We start from the raw sequence: 19,830 nt of genomic DNA on the forward strand, positions 1-19,830 counted from the left end.
AAAACGGCTGGGACTTAAATGTCCCAGCCGCATTTTTTACTTAGCCGAATAATCCGAAGAACTTCTTTACCTTAATTGAAACAGGTGCAGACTCCTCTGAATATACTCTGTCTTTGCCACTTCCCTGGTATGAAACCACCTTGTAGTAGTATGTCTTGTTATTTTCTACTGAAAGATTCCAATAACCGTTAACACCACTTACAGTAGCAAGCTTTGTGTACTTACCATTCTTTGATGTGCTGCGATATACAACATATCCATCAGCGTTAGCATCCTTATTCCACCTTACTAGAACGCCAAGAAGTGTCTGATCTATTCCACTGATTGAAGGCTTCTTAAGCTTCGGTCTTCCAACCTCTACTACATCCTCTAAAACTGTCTCTTCAACAACTGCTGCCTCTTCATTATTAATGCCATAAACCTTTGTTCCAATTGTTGTCTTCTGAGACTGAAGTCCCTTCTTAACTGTAAACTGTACAGTCATAAGAGTTCCCTTAACAGACTTTGGAGCATCACCAACGAAGGCATATGCAACTCCCTTTGAAGCTCCATCCTCAAATGCTTTGTTAACATCTGCATCAGCGAATTTGATTCCCTCTGAATCGCTCTTAAGCTCAAGAACAGCTGGATCATATTCAACAGCAACTCTACCATCTGTAACAGTTGTCTTATCTAAAGTTACCTTTACAGTAACTTTCTGGCTGTCGCCCTTACCTGTAGACTGCACTAATGTATGAACAGGTGCCTTCTCTGCAGCTAAAACTGGTGTAGCAGGTATTCCAGTAAGTAATGTAATTGCTGCCATACCGAGAACGACTGCTCTTCTTAAATTCTTATTCATCATTCTCTCCTCCTAACTGGTCCTCTACTACTTCAGAATCCTCTTCTGATTCCTCTGTCTCTTCTTCTGTAGCATCATCTGTAGTCTCTTCTGTAGCTTCTTCCTTTGTCTCATCATCATCTGACTCTGACTTCTTAGAATCTACCTTCTCTTCTGCCTTAACATCATCAGCCTTCTTCTCATCTTCAGAAGCCTTTGTGTCCTCAGCATCTTCATCCTTTGAATCAACAACCTTTACCTTTACTTCAGCTGTAAGGTGCTTACCTCTCTTATCTGTAGCTACAGTATAAACTGTAAGTGTTGTCTCTCCAGCCTTCTTAGCTGTGATTACACCTGACTGAGAAACAGAAGCAACGCGGCTGTCATCACTAATCCAAACAACACGATTGTAGCCCTCTGCTAACCACTTAGGACCAACAGTAGCTGTAACCTGTGCCTTCTCGCCTACCTGAAGCTCAACTTCATCCTTATCTACTGTAAGCTCTGAAACATACTTTGTATCAGCGTGACCAGTATTGTTGAAACGATATACTGACTTATTCATAGCGTAGTCAATAACGTCTACATAGAATACATCTTCTGGAGCATCGATAGAGATTGTAATATCCTCATCTGGTGTCTCCTGATTTACTGCATACTTGCCGATGATTGTTTCCTTATCGCTACCAATTACAAGTACAGAAGCAGTATAACGATTATCATATAATGTAAGGTCATACTTGCCATCCTCACCCTTAACAGCATCTACAACAGCTGGAGCTGTGTTATCAATTGTCATTGGTGTTGTAAGGTACATGCCTGGAGCTGTAAGTGTTGTTACATCCTCAACATCATCATAGTATGCAGGAATTGCCTGAAGTGTAATATCAACCTGTGTTCCATCTGGAAGTGGGTTGCCTTCAGCATCTGTACCAGCCCAGTTAAGTTCCTGAGCTGCAAGAGTTTCCATCCATCTACCCTTGCTTGCATAATAGAACTCAGCGAAATTCTCGCCCTTTGAAACCTTCTCAAAGTACTTCTCGCCAGTCTCTTTATCCTTAATTGTAAGAACAACTCTGCTAGCATTTCTGATTAATGTGTAGTACTGAGAACCAAGGTATGTGCCATTCTCTGAGCTGATTGCATTTCTATCAGCAATGTACTTAGCATCATCTGTGAAGTAGTTAGGAACGTAGTAGTTCTCATTATTCATTCCAAGTGGGAAGATTGAAAGGAAGTTTGTTCTCTGAACACCAGAGTATGTAACTGCATCATAATCTTCATTGTGCCAGTACTCCATGAAATCAAAGTCTTCATACATTGGAGAATCAGCCCAGCTTCCATAGAAAGCAAGGAATGGAACTGAAAGATCTACAGTACCATTTACATAGATGAATCCATCTACATACATACCATTTTCGAAGCCTGCAAGATACTGTCTATCCTCCTCTGAAAGGTTGATGTTAACAGAAATCTTTGTGCTGTCCTTAACTTCAACAACTTCAAGGCCAAGATTTACATCTGCGTTACCCTTGATTGCCTTAGCAAAGGTGTATACATCCTTTGTGTTAACAACGCCATCCTTGTTGAAATCGAAGTACTCTTCGTTATTCTCAACGATAGCTACTGAATTTGTTCCGTTTACTACCTGAAGGAGAACCTTGCGGTCCTTTGCATTTACCTTACCATCATCGTTAAGGTCATATACAAGCTTTGTATCATCAGCTGTAAGTGTTACAGCTGGGTTAAGCTTATGTGATGTGCCAGAGAAGTATGTTGTACCCTGCTTATCATAAAGCTCCTCTGTTAATACTGTTGAATCAAGTACATAGTACTGTGGCTCAACCTCCATGTTGTAAATGTCAAAGTCGAATGAGTAAGAACCTGTCTTTGATGGATCATCACCAAGAACAGCCTTTACCTTACCATCGTTGCCTTCCTTATCTCCAACAAGGATATATGAAGGTGATGTAACTGCATCCTGAACATTTGCAAGACCTGCACCCTGTGCACGAGGTGAATACTCAAGACCGTTTTCTCTGTCATTTCCTTCATATAATGGTGATGCTGTACTCATAAGGAGTGACTGAGCAAGTGTACGTACAGAAACACCATTTAACTCTGCAAGATCATTCTCGCGAATGTACTGCTGAACAAGAGCACTCTGGCCAGCGATTGATGGAGCAGCCATTGAAGTACCACTCATAAGTCCGTAAGAACCATTATCTCTTGTTGAGAAGATATTTCCACCAGGAGCTGTAATCTCTGGCTTAAGATCAAGTGTACCAGGAACACCAACTGATGAGAAATCACTCATTGTGTAACCATCTGCAACATCTCTTACTGTCTCAGGAAGTGATGTTACCTTGATTGTTCCTTCGTAAACGCCCTCAGCGACCTGCTTACCTGTTGCAGCTACAGCCTGTCCATCAGCCTGTGTGATAGAACATACTGGAATAGTTGCATCAGAGCCCTGCATTGTCATGCTGATTGTACCTGGCTGGTTATTGTAAATTACACAAGCCTTAGCACCAGCTGCTGCTGCGTTCATGTGCTTCTGAGCAAATGTGATAGAACCACGAGATACAAGTACTACCTTATCCTTAACATCTACACCTTCATAATCAGAAGCTTCGCCGATACCATCAAAGTATACGAATGGATACTCAACACCACTCTGATCAGCTGTTGTATCAAGCTCATAGAAATGTGGTGCAAGTGAATCAGAACCATCTGAGAAGGATACATGCTTATCATCTGTAGTAGCAAAATAGAAAGATGTTAAACCTGAGTTAACAGCACTAGCTACTGTAAGAGCATTTAAGTATGAACCTGGTGAGCCAACTGTATCAAGGTTTACATCCTTGCTTAAGTTTGCTCCATACTGAGAGCTATCTGACCAGCGACCTGAGTTACCAGCTGAGATAGAAACTACAGTACTTGTTCCTTCAAGCTTCTTGAAAATATCATTGATATAACCTTCTACATCAGATGACTCACCAGCAGCTGAAGAACCAAGTGAAAGGTTTACAGCATCAGCCTTAAGGAGAATTGCATCCTCAATAGCTGCCATATAATCATCTGTGTATGCACCACCTTTTGTACCGAAAACCTTCATTACAATAAGCTGTGCATCTGGAGCGATACCTACAACGCCTGCTGCCTGCTTATCATAACCTGTTGCTGAAGTTGCACTTGGTACATAAGTGTTTGCAAGAGAAATACCAGCTACATGTGTACCATGGTCTCCCTCATCATCATTGTCATGTGTAATATCAAGGTTTGAATCTACATAGTTAAATGCAAATGCTACCTTCTCGTTGTTGTAAAGAGTATCTGCTGTGATATCAGCATCTCTCTTGAACGCATTAAGATTTGGTAATACGTTATCAATTTCTTCCTTATCAAGAAGATCATAATCAGCTACAGTCTTGCTTGCAGCTTCTGCTGTCTCCTTAAGGTGAGCATCGAATGCACCGCCATCAAAAGATGGATGATCAATATCAAGACCTGTATCGATTACAGCGATTCTTGTTCCTGCTCCTGTGTAACCAGCTGTCCATGTGTTGTAGCTGCCTACCATGTCACCTGAAGTGATTGTATTAGGCTCTGCCTCTACCTGTGGGTCATGCTGTGCTGCTACATATACAGCTGCAACTCCGTCAACCTTTTCAATCTCCTCAATGTCCTTAAATGCTACATCAGCTGAAATAGCATTTGTTAAGATAGAGAAATTGTAGTTAACCTCAAGAGCTTCTCCGTCAAGAGCTTCTCTCTCGATTTTCTTTACTTCATTCTCCTGCTGAGCTTCGATTTTATCAGCGGCCTTCATAGCAGCCTTGTTGTCTGCTAAATCTGCTGTGTCGAATCCCTTGTCGAGGACGCTGTCGCCCTCCATAACAATAATTACTCTGGTCTGCTCATCTGGATCCTGAGCCTCTACAGGTGTTTCAACTTCCTCACCTGAAAGAACACTCTTTGGATCTACAAGACCTTCTTCCTGAGGATCAACCTCCTCAAACAGTGGCGCTTCAGCATCTGTTGTCTCTTTAACCTCTACAGCCTCTTCCTCTGATGCGTCAGCATCTTCAGAATCATCTGCTTCTTCAGAAGCCTCTTCAACAGTATCGTTGCTTGCTTCTGATTCAACGGTTACTTCTGCTGACTCGTCAACTGGACTAGCAAGTGCTGTAAGTGCTGGCGACATTGTCATGGCGGCTGCCAGAATTACAGACAATACCTTTTTAGGTATCCAGTTCCTTCTCATATAATGAGTCCTCCCTTTATGTTATTTATAAAAAACGTACCTAACCATAATAGTCAGATACGTATTTTATCTATTGGTTTTCTTTATAATAATTCCGATTAGAATAGCTACAGCTAAAAGTGCCGCTATTACAATTGGAAAAGTGACCCCTGTTTTAATACTAGTATCTAAATTGTTGTCCTGAACTTCAGTTGTTGTCTCTGAAGTAATATCGTTGCTTATAACTGATTGTGAATCAGTATTTGATGTCTCTTCTGTTTCCTGTGCTTCTACCTTCTCATCTGTCTTCTCTTCTGTCTTATTTTCTGTCTCTACTGTTTCATTTGTAGCATCTTTTTTTTTATCAGTATTTGTAGTCTCTACACCTGTATCAATCTTTACAGATGACACTTGCGATAACTGTTCAATTGATTTAGCTTCTGCCTGTGAAATAACAGCTACTACTGCATTGCCAGAATCATCTCTTCTGGTAACTTTAAGGGTTTGACCATTACAAACCTTTTCTTCAATAGTACCAATGCCTTCATCAATAGAAATGTCATTCGTAAATACGATATAAGCATGCACAACAGCATCACTATTTGTACCTTCAGATATACCTAACTCATATTTATTGATTGTGGTATCCTGTTCCTGTTTGTCTAAATTATTTCCTACAAATGAATCTGTTGTAACCTCAGTAAATTCAACTTTTGCCATATCTTCTCTACTCAAAAAATAAAACTATGTTTAATAAACAGTACTAATTTAAATTGATATCACTTTCAAGTGTTAAAGTCAAGAGGTTTAAAATAAATTCCTATATAGTTTTTTTTTATACTTCGATATAGGAATTTATTATTAAATAATCATGTATTTTTATGCATTTTTTACTATCTCCCTGGCAACTTCAACACGAGTCATTCTACGGTCCATTGCCTGTCTTTCAATCAGCTTATGTGCCTCCTCCTCTGAGATGTTATTTTCCACCATAAGCAGTATTTTAGCTCTGGAAATAATCTTCATATCCTCAAGCTTTTTCTCAAGCTTTTCGCTCTCTTTATGAGCCATGGTTATACGTCGCTGTGCCACCTTCGCAAGCTTTAAGGCCTGCCAAAATAGCTGCTTGTTAATAGGCTTGCCTACAGTGATTACACCGTAGTCTTCCACCTGAGCGGAGATTTCCTCTAAACGCTCAGCCTTAACAAAGAGTATAACCTGACATATATTTTTCTCTGCGATATCTATGGAAAGCTCTTCGCCACTTGCCCCTCCTATCGGTCCATTAATGATACAAATATCAAAGTCATAGTCCAGTATGGCACGCTTGGCCATTGGTCCACTTGTAACAGCAACCATGTCTATGTATCCATTTTCCTTTAGGAAGGATTTATAAAAGGAAGTGCCCTTTTCGTTATCGCACACAATTAGTGCCCTATCCATTTATTAATGCTCCTTAAACTCTGCTCTTAATTGTCTCAATATAATGAGTTGCAATATCTTTGAAATTGGAATTATTAATAAATTCACTTTTTGAAGCACATTTAATAGCATCATCAATAGTAAGAGGAAGAGTTGCTAAATTAGATGTTCTATCCTCAGTCAATAATCTTGAATTAATATCAAGAGGTGGTGGTAGCTGCTCTTTATTTCTAACACCTGCCAAACCTGCCTGAATCACAATAGCACTTGCAAGATATGGATTAATACATGAATCCGGTGAACGTAAAATGAAATGCTCACTATGTCCATTAATCTCAGGTACTCTTAAAAGTCTGGAATTATTCTGAGAAGACCAGGTAATATACTTTGGCGCCTCTGTAATTCCAAAACGGTTATACGAATCTTTTCTACAGTTAAGGAAGAGCGTGATATCTCTCATTCTGTTGAGAATTCCTGCAATAAAGCTCTCTGAAAAGGCCTTGTCTGTTATTTGGAGATTCTCCCCCTTCTTATAATTTGCCATTTTTATATGAAGACCATTTCCTGGCTTATCCTCAAGTGGCATTGGATCAAAGGATGCGTACACTCCATTTCTGGCTGCAATATTTTCAACTACATTTTTATAAGTAACAAAATTATCAGCTGTAGTAAGAACATCATCTGGCATGAAATCTATCTCATTCTGTCCTGGGCCTCTCTCATGGTGAGAAGACTGTGGCTTGATACCAATTTCCTCCAGAGTAAGACAAATTTCTCTTCTGATATTTTCTCCCTTATCATTAGGAGCAACATCAAAATAACTACCATTATCAAAAGGAATGTTTGTAGGATTGTCCTCCTCATCAGTCTTAAAAAGATAGAACTCAGACTTCAATCCCATTCTTGTATTAAAGCCTTCTGCCTCACACTCCTTTAAGGTCTCCTTAAGGAAATGGCGATAATCGTATGCAAATGGAGTGCCATCAGCAAGAACAATATCACAATATAAACGAACAACTCGTCCAGACTGTGGACGCCAAGGTAAAATATGAAGAGTGTCAGAATCTGGCTTTAAGAATAAATCCTGGTTCTCTATATTTTCATATCCATTAATAAGGAAGGAATCAAAATTAATTCCTTTTTCAAAAGCGGAACGAAGCTCTCCTGGCATAATAGAAATATTCTTCTGAATACCATATAAATCGCAAAATGCTAAACGAATAAACTTAACATCATTTTCTTCAACAAACTCAATTACATCTTCAACTGTAAACTGTGACATATTCCCTCCTAAATTTGATATAAAAAATGGCGCACTTTTTAAGCCTTCTATTGCTCAAAAAATACGCCTTTGTACTCATCTAGATTACAACAGGCGTATCCTTTTGTAAAGCATTTTATTATTCTAAATTTAAATTTATTCTACATCCTGTAAAGCTGCAAAATCCTCTTCACCAGTACGAATCTTAACAACCTGCTCTACGTCATAAACGAAGATTTTTCCATCACCTATATGACCAGTGTAAAGAACCTTCTTAGCAGTCTCAATAACATCCTTAACAGGTACCTTGCAAACTACTACGTCTACACGAATCTTAGGAAGAAGTGATGGCTCTAAAGCAACACCTCTGTAGTACTCAGGAGCACCCTTCTGAACACCACAACCCATTACGTGAGAAACAGTCATACCAGTAATACCAAGTTTAAGAAGTGCATTCTTAAGCTTCTCAAGGTTACGCTCCTTGCAAAGGATTTCTACCTTTGTCATACGTGGGCGACCTGCTGCTGTAATCTGTGAAGGTGCGTACTCAACCTCAATAGCCTCCTCAGGAGATGCAAGACCTGCTGCCTCAAGTGTCTCTGTAATAAGACTTGCTGTCTCCTCATCATATTCATCAGAATCAAAGTCATCATCAAGCATGTTAAAGCCTGAATATGCACTTGGAAGACCATGCTCTGTTCTATCAAGACCAACAATCTCCTCTTCTGCTGAAGCACGAAGACCAATAACTGCTTTAATTACTGAGAATGTAATTGTAATTGTTACTGCTGCCCATGCGCCTACTGTAAGAACACCAAGTAACTGTATACCAAGTAATTTGAAACCGCCCCCATAGAAAAGACCTGTGAGCTCACTTGCTGGAGCTGAAGTTGTTGCAAAAAGACCAACTGCAATTGTACCCCAAATACCATTCATCATATGAACGGCTACTGCTCCTACTGGATCATCAACACGAAGCTTATAATCGAGAAGCCATACACCAAATACTACAAGGAAACCTGAAACAATACCAATTACCATAGCACCAAATGCATCTGTAACATCGCAAGGAGCTGTGATAGCTACAAGACCTGCAAGTGAAGCGTTAAGTGACATTGAAACATCTGGCTTGCCAAACTTAAGCCATGTAAATACCATTGTTGTTACTGTTGCAACTGCAGGAGCAATTGTTGTTGTAACAAAGATTGATGCTAACTGCTCAAGGGATGTAGCTGCAGCACCGTTAAATCCATACCATCCAAGCCAAAGAATAAATACGCCAAGTGCGCCAAGTGCAATATTATGTCCCGGGAAAGCATTTACCTTTGTAATACGTCCCTTGCTGTCTCTTGAGAACTTACCAATACGAGGTCCAAGAATCTTTGCTCCGATAAGTGCACAGATACCACCAACCATGTGGATTGCTGCAGAACCAGCAAAGTCATGGAAGCCAAGCTGTGATAACCAGCCGCCGCCCCAAATCCAATGTGCTTCGATTGGGTAAATTACAAGTGAAATAACACCTGAATAAACACAATAGCTAACAAACTTTGTACGCTCAGCCATAGCGCCTGAAACAATTGTTGCTGTTGTAGCACAGAACACAAGGTTAAATACAAAATTGCTCCAGTCAAAGCTTGCATAATCAGTAAAAATTCCAAGAGTTGGTTTTCCTACAAGGCCAAAGAGTGTATCCTCTCCAAACATAAGACCAAAACCTAAGAAAATAAACATTACAGTACCAATACAGAAGTCCATAAGGTTCTTCATAATAATGTTACCTGTGTTCTTAGCTCTGGTGAAGCCTGCCTCTACCATCGCAAAACCTGCCTGCATCCAGAAAACCAATGCGGCGCCTATCAGGAACCACACACCAAATAAAATGCTAGTATACTCTTCCATAATACTTTCCTCCTAAATCATATATTTAAAATAGGGCACAGTCTGGTATCTCCAAACTGTGCCCCATTGCACCCTAATTATTTAACCGAATATAAGATTTCTCCATATGTTGGATATGGCCAGATATCGCTTGGTACTACTGTCTCAAGCTCATCAACAACCTCTCTCAAATCATTCATATCAGCAAAGATTACATCGTGATGGTACTTAGCAAGCTCATATGTATCAGTAAGCTTCTTTCCTTTCTCGATATCCTTCTCCAGCTTCTCAAGCTTCTTGTCCATAGCTGCTGAAAGCTTTGATGCCTTCTCAAGATGCTTCTTATCAACTGTAAAGTCCAGGTCAAGGCCTGTAGCAAGCTTAGAATTAAGTGTCTCTGCAAGTGTGTACTGATAATCTGAAGCTGCAGCCATAATGTCTTTCTTAACCATTGAGTCAAAGGTAAGAGCCTCGATGTCGATTACCTTATAGTAGTTCTCAAGCTGAATATCGTAACGGCTTAAGATTTCCTGCTCTGTAAATACTCCATGCTTTGTAAATACATCAATTGACTTCTTGTCTACAAAAGCTGGAAGGGCATCTACTGTAGATTTAAGGTTCTTAAGACCTCTCTTTTCAGCTTCCTTTACCCATTCCTCTGAGTAACCATTTCCATTGAAGATGATTCTCTTATGAGCTGTAAGCTCTCTCTTGATAAGCTTATCAAGCGCCTTATCGAAGTCCTTAGCCTTCTCAAGCTCTGCTGCGAATTTATCAAGCTCCTCTGCAACGATTGTATTTAAGATTACATTTGGTCCAGAAATAGATGCTGATGAACCAAGTGATCTAAACTCAAACTTATTACCTGTAAAGGCAAATGGAGAAGTTCTGTTTCTGTCTGTTGTATCCTGTGAAATGCTTGGGATTACTGCAGCACCGATTGACATCTTTTTCTTCTTGATATCTGCATAATCCTTGCCATCTATAATAGATTCTACAATTGCCTCAAGCTCATCACCGATGAACATTGAGATGATTGCTGGTGGTGCCTCGTTTGCACCAAGTCTGTGATCATTTCCAGCAGAAGCAACAGATACACGGAGTAACTCCTGATACTCATCAACAGCTTTGATCACGGCTGTGAGGAATAATAAGAACTGGGCATTTTGGGAAGGAGTAGCACCTGGTTCTAACAGGTTCACTCCGGTATCTGTTGAAATAGACCAGTTGTTGTGTTTACCAGAACCATTTACACCAGCGAATGGCTTCTCATGGAGCAGGCAAGTCATGCCATGTCTACCTGCCACTACCTTCATCATCTCCATGGTGAGCTGGTTATGATCAGTTGCTATATTAGTGGTTGAGAAAACTGGTGCAAGTTCGTGCTGTGCTGGAGCAACCTCGTTATGCTTTGTCTTTGCGAGAACTCCCAGCTTCCACAACTCCTCGTCTAACTCTTTCATGAAAGCCGATACTCTAGGCTTGATTGTTCCAAAATAGTGATCCTCAAGCTCCTGTCCCTTTGGAGGCTTTGCTCCGAAAAGTGTACGGCCTGTGTATATTAAATCTGGACGCTTGTTATACATCTCAGAATCAATAAGGAAATATTCCTGCTCCGGACCAACTGTTGTAATTACTCTCTTTACTTCGTCGTGTCCGAAAAGCTTAAGTATTCTAACTGCTGACTTATCAAGTGCCTCCATAGAGCGAAGAAGTGGAGTCTTCTTATCAAGCGCCTCACCTGAGTATGAGCAAAATGCTGTAGGGATACAAAGTGTATCATCCTTGATGAATACATAGCTTGTAGGATCCCATGCTGTATATCCTCTAGCCTCAAATGTAGCTCTAAGTCCACCTGATGGGAATGAAGACGCATCAGGCTCGCCTTTAATAAGCTCCTTGCCTGAGAAAGTCATAATAACCTTTCCACCTTCCTCTGGCTGAATAAATGAATCATGCTTCTCAGCTGTTACACCTGTCATTGGCTGGAACCAATGTGTGAAGTGTGTAGCACCAAGCTCAATAGCCCATTCCTTCATAGCATGCGCAATTACATTTGCAAGCTCTCTATCAAGTGGACGTCCCTCCTCTACAGTATTTCTAAGGGCTTTGTAAGCATCCTTAGGGAGACGCTCTTTCATGGTCTCATCATTGAAAACTTTACTTCCAAAAATCTCTGTTACCTTGCTCATATCATTATTCCTCCTTTTAAATTCCACTAGCTCCATAATTTGATAATACTCGGGCGGATGGATCGTTTACGTTGCATCCTTCCCAATTTTTATTTGGCATCCAGAAGTCTACAATCATTTCTGCCTGACCTGGATAGTACTTTTCAAATAAATCTCTATAAAGGAGAGATTCCTTTGTGAATGGTGCTCTGTATTCGTATTTACGTTTTGCATTCTCGAGGTCTTTATCTGAATAAATACTGTTTGCATACTCCTTTAAGTAATAAACCATTGAATGTCCAACTGCATCGGAAAATGCCGCTTTCTCTCTAAAGAGAATGTCGTAAGGCAGGTAATCGTCTCCCTCGAAGGCATGCCTTAATAAATATTTTCCTTTGTTGTACTTATTCATCTTTATTTCAGGATTAATGCTCATCACATAATCCACAAAGGCTAAATCTCCAAATGGAACTCTTGCTTCCATTGAGTGAACTGAGATACATCTGTCAGCTCTAAGCACATCGTACATATAAAGCTCTCTCAGTCTCTTCTCTGCTTCAAGCTGAAACTCTTCAGCATTAGGAGCAAAGTCTGTATATTTATATCCGAAAATCTCGTCTGAAATCTCACCGGTAAGAAGTACTCGAACCTCTGGGAACTCTTTTTTGATTCCTTTACAAATAAGATACATTCCCATGCTGGCTCTTATTGTTGTAATGTCGTAAGTTCCAAGAGCTGCAACAACTTCTTCAAGAGATTCAAGAACAATATCCTTATTGATGATTATCTCGTGATGCTCTGATCCGATGTAATCAGCAACCTCTTTTGCATACTTTAAATCGATTGCATCTTCATTCATTCCAATTGCAAAGGTTTTGATTGGTTTATCCATCATCTTTTGTGCTACTGCACAAACAAGTGATGAATCAAGTCCTCCGGAAAGAAGGAAACCAACTGGTGCATCTGCATCAAGTCTCTTTTCAATTCCTGCCACCAGAAGCTCTTTAATCTTTGCTGAAGCCTGTTCAACACCATCCTTACTGTAAGGCTTGCGCTTTGCCAAATCTCTGTAGCATACAAACTTTCCAGCTTTGTAATAATGTCCAGGTGGAAATGGTTTAACCTCTTCTGTAAGACCTATTAAGTTCTTTGCCTCAGAAGCAAACATTATCGAACCTGCTTTGTCATATCCGTAGAACAAAGGTCTGATTCCGATTGGATCTCTTGCTGCTACCAAATCGTCTTCAGCTTTATCGTAGATAACCATTGCAAATTCTGCATCCAGCTTTTCAAACATTGCTGTACCGTATTTGCGATACATCGGTAAGATGATTTCGCAATCACTGTCGCTTAAGAATTTGTAACCGTCTGCTTTTAACTCTTCTCTTACTGGCTTGAACCCGTATAGCTCACCGTTGCAGATTACATAATTACCATCCAGTTCGAAGGGCTGCATTCCTGCTTCTGTAAGGCCCATGATTGATAATCTTTGGAATCCCAGGACCGAATCGTTTATGCGTATCACCTTTTGCATATCTGGTCCTCTAGACACTGTTTTAGAGAATGCCGCTTCGAAATCTTTCATTTCAACGTGGCATTTGCTTAAAGCCATAATTGAACACATACTTCTTTTTCCTTCCCAGATTTCCTGGTTACGGTAACAAGCCTTAGTGTTTCTTCATTCAGCTAACATGCTTCATTCAGAAACCTAAGAGCTTGTTACCTACCAGTTTTTTAGAAACAAAAAAGCGCCGTAAACGTAGCTCATCTCTACGTTTACGACGCCTTTGTCGTTCCATTGTTTTTTATTGATTTGAATAATAAAACTTTGTTAATTCGTTGTCAACAACTTTTTTTATAAATTTGAATAACCCATTAAATATTCATCTACTTCACGGGCACAATCGCGTCCCTGACGAATTGCTTTTACTACGAGAGACTGGCCTGTGTGCATGTCTCCAGCGGTGAATACTTTCTTCACATTTGTGGCAAATGAATTCGCATTTACGGATGCAACGTTAGTGCGTCCATCCACTTCCACCTTAAATGCCTTTGTAACATAATCCTGTGAACCAAGGAAACCTGCTGCGATAAGACAAAGCTGACATGGAACCTCTTTTTCTGTACCATCTACTGGCACCATCATCTTTCGTCCTGTCTTCTTATCCACCTGTGACTCTAAAGAAACTAAAACTACAGACTTAAGGTTACCATTCTTGTCAGTCTTAAATTCCTTTACAGTTGTTGTGTAGACACGTGGATCATGTCCAAACTTAGCAATAGCCTCCTGCTGACCATAATCTGTCTTGCACACAAGTGGCCACTGTGGCCATGGATTAGACTCAGCACGAACATCTGGAGCCTTTGGCATCATCTCAAGCTGTGTTACAGACTTGCAGCCGTGACGAATTGCTGTACCTACACAGTCATTACCTGTATCGCCACCACCAATGATGATTACATCCTTGCCCTTGGCAGAAATATATTCTCCATCTACAAGCTGCATATTGTTTGCCCAGAGACACTTTGTAGTTGAAGTGAGAAAATCTACAGCAAAATATATTCCTTTGGCCTCTTTACGACCTGTTGCGGCAATATCACGAGGATTAGAAGAACCACAGCAAAGAATAACCGCATCATACTTTGACACTAAATCATTTGCCTTAACATTCTCACCAACATTCGCATTTACGATAAAGCTGATGCCCTCCTGCTCCATTACCTTTACCTTGCGGTCGATAATCTGCTTCTCAAGCTTCATGTTAGGGATACCATAGCGAAGTAATCCACCAACCTTGTCATTACGCTCATAAACAGTGACGCTGTGACCACGTCTGTTAAGCTGATCTGCCACTGCAAGTCCTGAAGGACCTGAACCAATTACTGCAACCTTTTTACCAGTGCGAACCTTTGGTGGCTTTGCATCTGCAAGGCCATTCGCATAGGCGTATTCGATGATAGCCATCTCATTTTCCTTTGTAGAGACAGCATCTCCATTTAAACCACAGGTACATGCCTTCTCACAAAGAGCTGGACATACCCTGCAGGTAAACTCTGGGAAATTGCTGGTCTTATGAAGACGTCTGTATGCCATCTCATAGTTTCCCTGATATACTAAATCATTCCACTCAGGAATCAGGTTGTTAAGAGGACAGCCTGAAGTCATCCCCTTAATTGTCATACCTGCCTGGCAGAATGGAACACCACACTCCATACAACGGGCTGCCTGCTTCTGCTGCTCCTCCTTTGAAAGTGGTGTATGAAATTCGTTAAAATTCTTAATACGCTGAAGAGGACTAACTGCAGAAGCCTCTTTGCGCTCATATTCTAAAAATCCTGTTGGCTTTCCCATGATAATCCTCCTATCTGCACAGTAAATTAAACGCTTCAATCTGAGCCTGTTCTGAAGATAAGCCCTTCTCCTCCATCTGGACGATTGTCTGCATCATCTTCTTGTAATCGAATGGCACAATTCTCTTGAACTTAGGAAGGTACTCGCTAAAGTTTTCGTATACTTCCTTACCCTTCGCAGAGCCTGTTGCCTTAACATGCTCCTTGATGATTTCCTTAAGCTCTAAAACGTCATATTTATCTGTTACAGTCTCAAGGCTTACCATAGATTTATTCAGCCTCTTATAAAGTGTTGCATCCTCATCAAGCACGTATGCAATACCGCCTGACATACCTGCAGCAAAGTTCTTTCCTGTTGTACCAAGGACTACTACACGACCACCTGTCATGTATTCACAACCATGGTCTCCACAGCCCTCTACAACTGCTGTCGCTCCGGAATTACGAACTGCAAAACGCTCTCCGGCAACACCATTGATAAAGGCCTTACCACTTGTGGCACCGTAAAGCGCTACGTTACCAATGATGATATTTTCATCCTGCTTGTAGGTAGCTTCCTTTGATGGATATACTACAAGCTTTCCGCCAGAAAGTCCCTTACCGAAGTAATCGTTGGAATCTCCTTCAAGCTCAAGTGTAAGTCCCTTTGGAATAAATGCACCGAAGGACTGACCTCCTGCACCGTGGCAGTTAACCTTGTAAGTATCTTCTTCAAGACTCTCACCAAAGTGACGAGTAAGCTCAGCACCAAGAAGTGTTCCAAGGCTTCGATCTGTATTGGAAATATCTACAGAAAGCTCTCCACCCTTTCCTGACTTAATTGCGCTGCCAAGCTTCTTAAGAAGAATCTTCTCATCAACTGTCTTTTCAAGCTCAAAGTTATATACATTCTTATTCTCGTAAGAAATCTTCTCACCCTCGAATGGATTATTAAGAACTGCAGACATATCCACCTTACCATAGGAACCGTTCTTGCAATTGTCCTTAACCTTAAGTAAATCTGTACGTCCACAAAGTTCATCTACAGTCTTGCAGCCGAGCTCTGCCATGTATTCACGAAGCTCCTGAGCAATAAAGCGCATGAAGTTTACAACATATTCTGGCTTTCCTGCGAAGCGTTTTCTAAGCTCTGGATTCTGTGTGGCCACACCAACTGGGCAGGTGTCAAGGTTACATACACGCATCATTACGCAGCCCATAGTTACAAGTGGAGCTGTAGCAAAACCGAACTCCTCTGCACCAAGTGCACATGCGATAGCTACATCACGACCGCTCATAAGCTTTCCATCTGTCTCGATTACGACCTTGTTTCTAAGGCCATTCATCATAAGAGTCTGATGAGCCTCAGCAAGACCAAGCTCCCATGGAAGACCTGCATTGTGGATAGATGACTTTGGAGCTGCACCAGTACCACCGTCGTAACCTGAAATAAGAATTACCTGAGCTCCTGCCTTTGCTACACCAGAAGCAATTGTACCAACGCCTGCCTCTGATACAAGCTTTACAGAAATACGAGCATCCTTATTTGCATTTTTCAAATCATAAATAAGCTCTGCCAAATCCTCGATTGAATAGATATCGTGATGAGGTGGTGGCGAAATAAGAGCAACACCTGGAGTAGAAAGACGAGTCTTTGCAATCCAAGGGTAAACCTTCTTTCCTGGAAGATGTCCACCTTCACCTGGTTTAGCACCCTGTGCCATCTTAATCTGGATTTCCTTGGCACTAACAAGGTACTTGCTTGTTACACCAAAGCGACCTGATGCTACCTGCTTAATTGCAGAGCAACGGTTAAGACCATCTGGTCCAATCTCGTAACGCTCATCTTCCTCTCCACCTTCGCCAGAATTTGACTTTCCGTGAAGCATATTCATGGCAATTGCCATAGTCTCATGAGCTTCCTTTGAGATAGAACCATAACTCATTGCACCAGTTTTAAATCTCTTAACGATAGAATCTACTGATTCTACCTCATCGATACTGATACCCTTCTTAGGGTAATTAAAATCTATTAAACCACGAAGGTTTCTGATATTATCCTCTTCATTTACAAGAGCAGTGTACTCCTTGAAGGTATTGTAATCTCCTGTTCTTGTAGAAAGCTGAAGAAGATGAATTGTAGCTGGATTATAAAGATGCTCCTCTGCACCTGAACGCATCTTATGCTGACCTCTTGAATCAAGAGTCTCATCTACATCTAAATCTAGGGGATCAAAGGCCTGTGAATGTTGCATGTCCACCTGATCCTGAATATCCTTTAAAGTGATTCCACCAATTCGGCTGATGGTTCCTGTAAAGTACTTATCAATTACATCAGAGCTAATACCTATAGCCTCAAAAATCTTAGCACCCTGATATGACTGAACTGTAGAAATACCCATCTTTGATGCGATCTTGATAATGCCTGAAATAACAGCCTCGTTATATGCATCAATAGCTGCGTGAACATCCTTCTGAAGCTGACCTTTTTGGATAAGCTCAGCAATAGTCTCCTGTGCAAGATATGGGTTGATAGCAGAAGCACCATAGCCTAAAAGTGTTGCGAAATGATGAACCTCTCTTGGCTCACCTGATTCCAAAATTACTGAAAGGCTTGTACGCTTCTTTGTCTGAACCAAATGTCTCTGAACAGCTGCAACTGCAAGAAGTGATGGAATTGCCACATGGTTTTCATCCACACCTCTATCTGAAAGGATGATGATATTTGCACCCTCTCTGTTTACTCTGTCTACCTCTACGAAGAGATGCTCGATAGCCTTCTCCAAAGAAGTATTCTTATAGTAAATAATTGGCACTGTTTCTGCCTTAAGTCCTGGTACCTTCATAGACTTAATCTTCATCAAGTCAGTAGTTGTAAGGATTGGGTTGTTAATCTGGAGCATGTTGCAGTTTTCTTCCTTTTCCTCAAGGACGTTTCCCGCTGTTCCAAGATAAATTGTTGTAGCTGTAACAATCTCCTCACGAATAGAATCGATTGGTGGATTTGTAACCTGTGCAAAAAGCTGCTTGAAGTAATTAAATAATGGCTGATGATGCTTTGATAAAACTGCAAGTGGTACATCAATACCCATTGCACCGGTGTTTTCACCACCATTTAATGCCATTGGAAGGATTGAATCCTTAATCTCTTCATAGGAATATCCAAAGGCCTTCTGAAGCTTATCTCTCTCAGCCTGAGAATATACTGGCACAGATTCATTAGGAATCTTAATGTCTGCAAGGTGGGCAAGATTAGCATCAAGCCACTGACCGTATGGCTGACGTGCCGCAAATGTAGCCTTAAGCTCGTCATCTGCAATAAGTCTGCCCTCTACAGTATCAACAAGAAGCATCTTGCCTGGCTTTAATCTATCCTTTGCCTTAATTCTGCTCTCTTCGATTGGAAGAACACCAACCTCTGAAGAAAGAATAAGGTAATCGTCGTTTGTAATATAGTATCTTGATGGGCGAAGTCCATTTCTATCAAGAACGGCACCCATAATATCTCCATCTGAGAAAAGGATTGATGCTGGACCATCCCATGGCTCCATCATTGTGGAATAATACTGATAGAAATCGCGACGAGCCTGCTCCATTGCCTTGTTCTTTACCCATGGCTCTGGAATTGTAATCATAACAGCAAGTGGAAGTGGCATACCGTTCATTACAAGGAACTCCAATGCATTATCAAGCATGGCTGAATCTGAACCTGCCTGATTACATACTGGGGTAATCTTTGTCATTTCAGATTCGAGAACCTGAGAAACCATTGTCTCCTCGCGGGAAAGCATCTTATCTGCATTACCCTTAATAGTGTTAATCTCACCATTATGTACAATAAAACGGTTTGGATGAGCACGCTCCCAAGATGGATTTGTATTTGTTGAAAATCTTGAGTGAACTGTAGCGATAGCTGACTCATAATCAGGATCCTGAAGATCCTCGAAGAAAAGTCTAAGCTGATCTACTAAGAACATTCCTTTATATACGATAGTTCTGCTAGAAAGAGAAGCTACATAGGTATCCTCAGCTGTCTGCTCAAAAACACGACGTGTCACGTATAGCTTTCTGTCAAAATCAAGTCCCTTCTTACAGTCTGCAGGCTTTTTAATGAAGCCCTGCATAATATGAGGCATACACTCTACTGCAAGCTTACCAAGAATTTCTGCTTTTGTTGGAACCTCTCTCCAACCTAAAAATTCCAAGCCTTCCTTCTCAGCAATGATTTCGAACATCTTCATGGCCTGTTTTCTCTTTAGCTCATCCTGAGGGAAGAAAAACATACCAACTCCGTATTCTCTCTCATCACCAATGGCAATGCCTGAAGTCTTACAAGCTTTCTTGAAAAACTTGTGAGAAATCTGAAGTAAAATACCTACGCCGTCACCTGTTTCTCCAGCTGCATCCTTACCTGCTCTATGCTCAAGATTTTCTACAATCTTTAAAGCATCTGATACAGTCTGATGAGTCTTGATTCCTTTGATTGAAACTACAGCACCGATTCCGCAATTATCATGTTCAAAGGCAGGATTGTATAATCCCATCTGCTGATTGTCATTATCCATGTCTGCTACTCCTTCCACATTTTACATAACAAAAAAGACGCCTAAACGAACCCACTTCGGGTGTTGTTTAGACGCCTTTGTCTTGCACTAATATACAATTATTTCTATATAAATGCAAGTACTTTTTTACATTA

Annotated in this window: 10 protein-coding genes; all 10 read right to left on the reverse strand. The window is 40.8% G+C overall.

What is annotated here, in order from left to right:
- Positions 1-40: 40 nt before the first annotated feature.
- Positions 41-841, reverse strand: a complete 801-nt coding sequence (locus tag BMZ41_RS02480; protein WP_028246702.1) for a cohesin domain-containing protein — start codon at positions 839-841, stop codon at positions 41-43.
- Entirely contained in the window at positions 834-5,087 is a 4,254-nt protein-coding gene (locus BMZ41_RS02485) for a S8 family serine peptidase (RefSeq protein WP_090526714.1), read from the reverse strand. Before BMZ41_RS02485 ends, BMZ41_RS02480 begins: the two co-directional genes overlap by 8 nt.
- A gap of 66 nt (positions 5,088-5,153) precedes the next feature.
- Positions 5,154-5,786: a hypothetical protein gene (locus tag BMZ41_RS02490; RefSeq protein WP_090526716.1), complete on the reverse strand. Its 633-nt coding sequence runs from the start codon at positions 5,784-5,786 to the stop codon at positions 5,154-5,156.
- A 159-nt stretch (positions 5,787-5,945) separates the two neighbouring features.
- On the reverse strand, positions 5,946-6,509 hold the full coding sequence (locus tag BMZ41_RS02495; RefSeq protein ID WP_090526718.1) for an ANTAR domain-containing response regulator: 564 nt from the start codon (positions 6,507-6,509) through the stop codon (positions 5,946-5,948).
- A gap of 13 nt (positions 6,510-6,522) precedes the next feature.
- A complete protein-coding gene (locus tag BMZ41_RS02500; protein WP_090526720.1) occupies positions 6,523-7,770 on the reverse strand; it encodes a glutamine synthetase family protein in 1,248 nt (415 codons plus the stop codon).
- 135 nt (positions 7,771-7,905) lie between these two features.
- Positions 7,906-9,651 (reverse strand): ammonium transporter, encoded by a 1,746-nt coding sequence (locus BMZ41_RS02505; RefSeq protein WP_090526722.1) that lies wholly within the window; start codon positions 9,649-9,651, stop codon positions 7,906-7,908.
- 77 nt (positions 9,652-9,728) lie between these two features.
- Entirely contained in the window at positions 9,729-11,822 is a 2,094-nt protein-coding gene (locus BMZ41_RS02510; protein WP_090165856.1) for a glutamine synthetase III family protein, read from the reverse strand.
- 16 nt (positions 11,823-11,838) lie between these two features.
- The gene (asnB, locus tag BMZ41_RS02515; RefSeq protein WP_090165854.1) at positions 11,839-13,425 is read right to left on the reverse strand and encodes an asparagine synthase B; all 1,587 of its coding nucleotides are present in this window, start codon (positions 13,423-13,425) and stop codon (positions 11,839-11,841) included.
- Between the two features lie 231 nt (positions 13,426-13,656).
- Positions 13,657-15,153, reverse strand: a complete 1,497-nt coding sequence (locus tag BMZ41_RS02520; protein WP_090165852.1) for a glutamate synthase subunit beta — start codon at positions 15,151-15,153, stop codon at positions 13,657-13,659.
- A gap of 10 nt (positions 15,154-15,163) precedes the next feature.
- Positions 15,164-19,696: a glutamate synthase large subunit gene (gene gltB / locus BMZ41_RS02525; RefSeq protein WP_090526724.1), complete on the reverse strand. Its 4,533-nt coding sequence runs from the start codon at positions 19,694-19,696 to the stop codon at positions 15,164-15,166.
- Positions 19,697-19,830 lie beyond the last annotated feature (134 nt).

This window comes from Pseudobutyrivibrio sp. UC1225 (assembly GCF_900115215.1).
GTDB lineage: Bacteria > Bacillota > Clostridia > Lachnospirales > Lachnospiraceae > Pseudobutyrivibrio.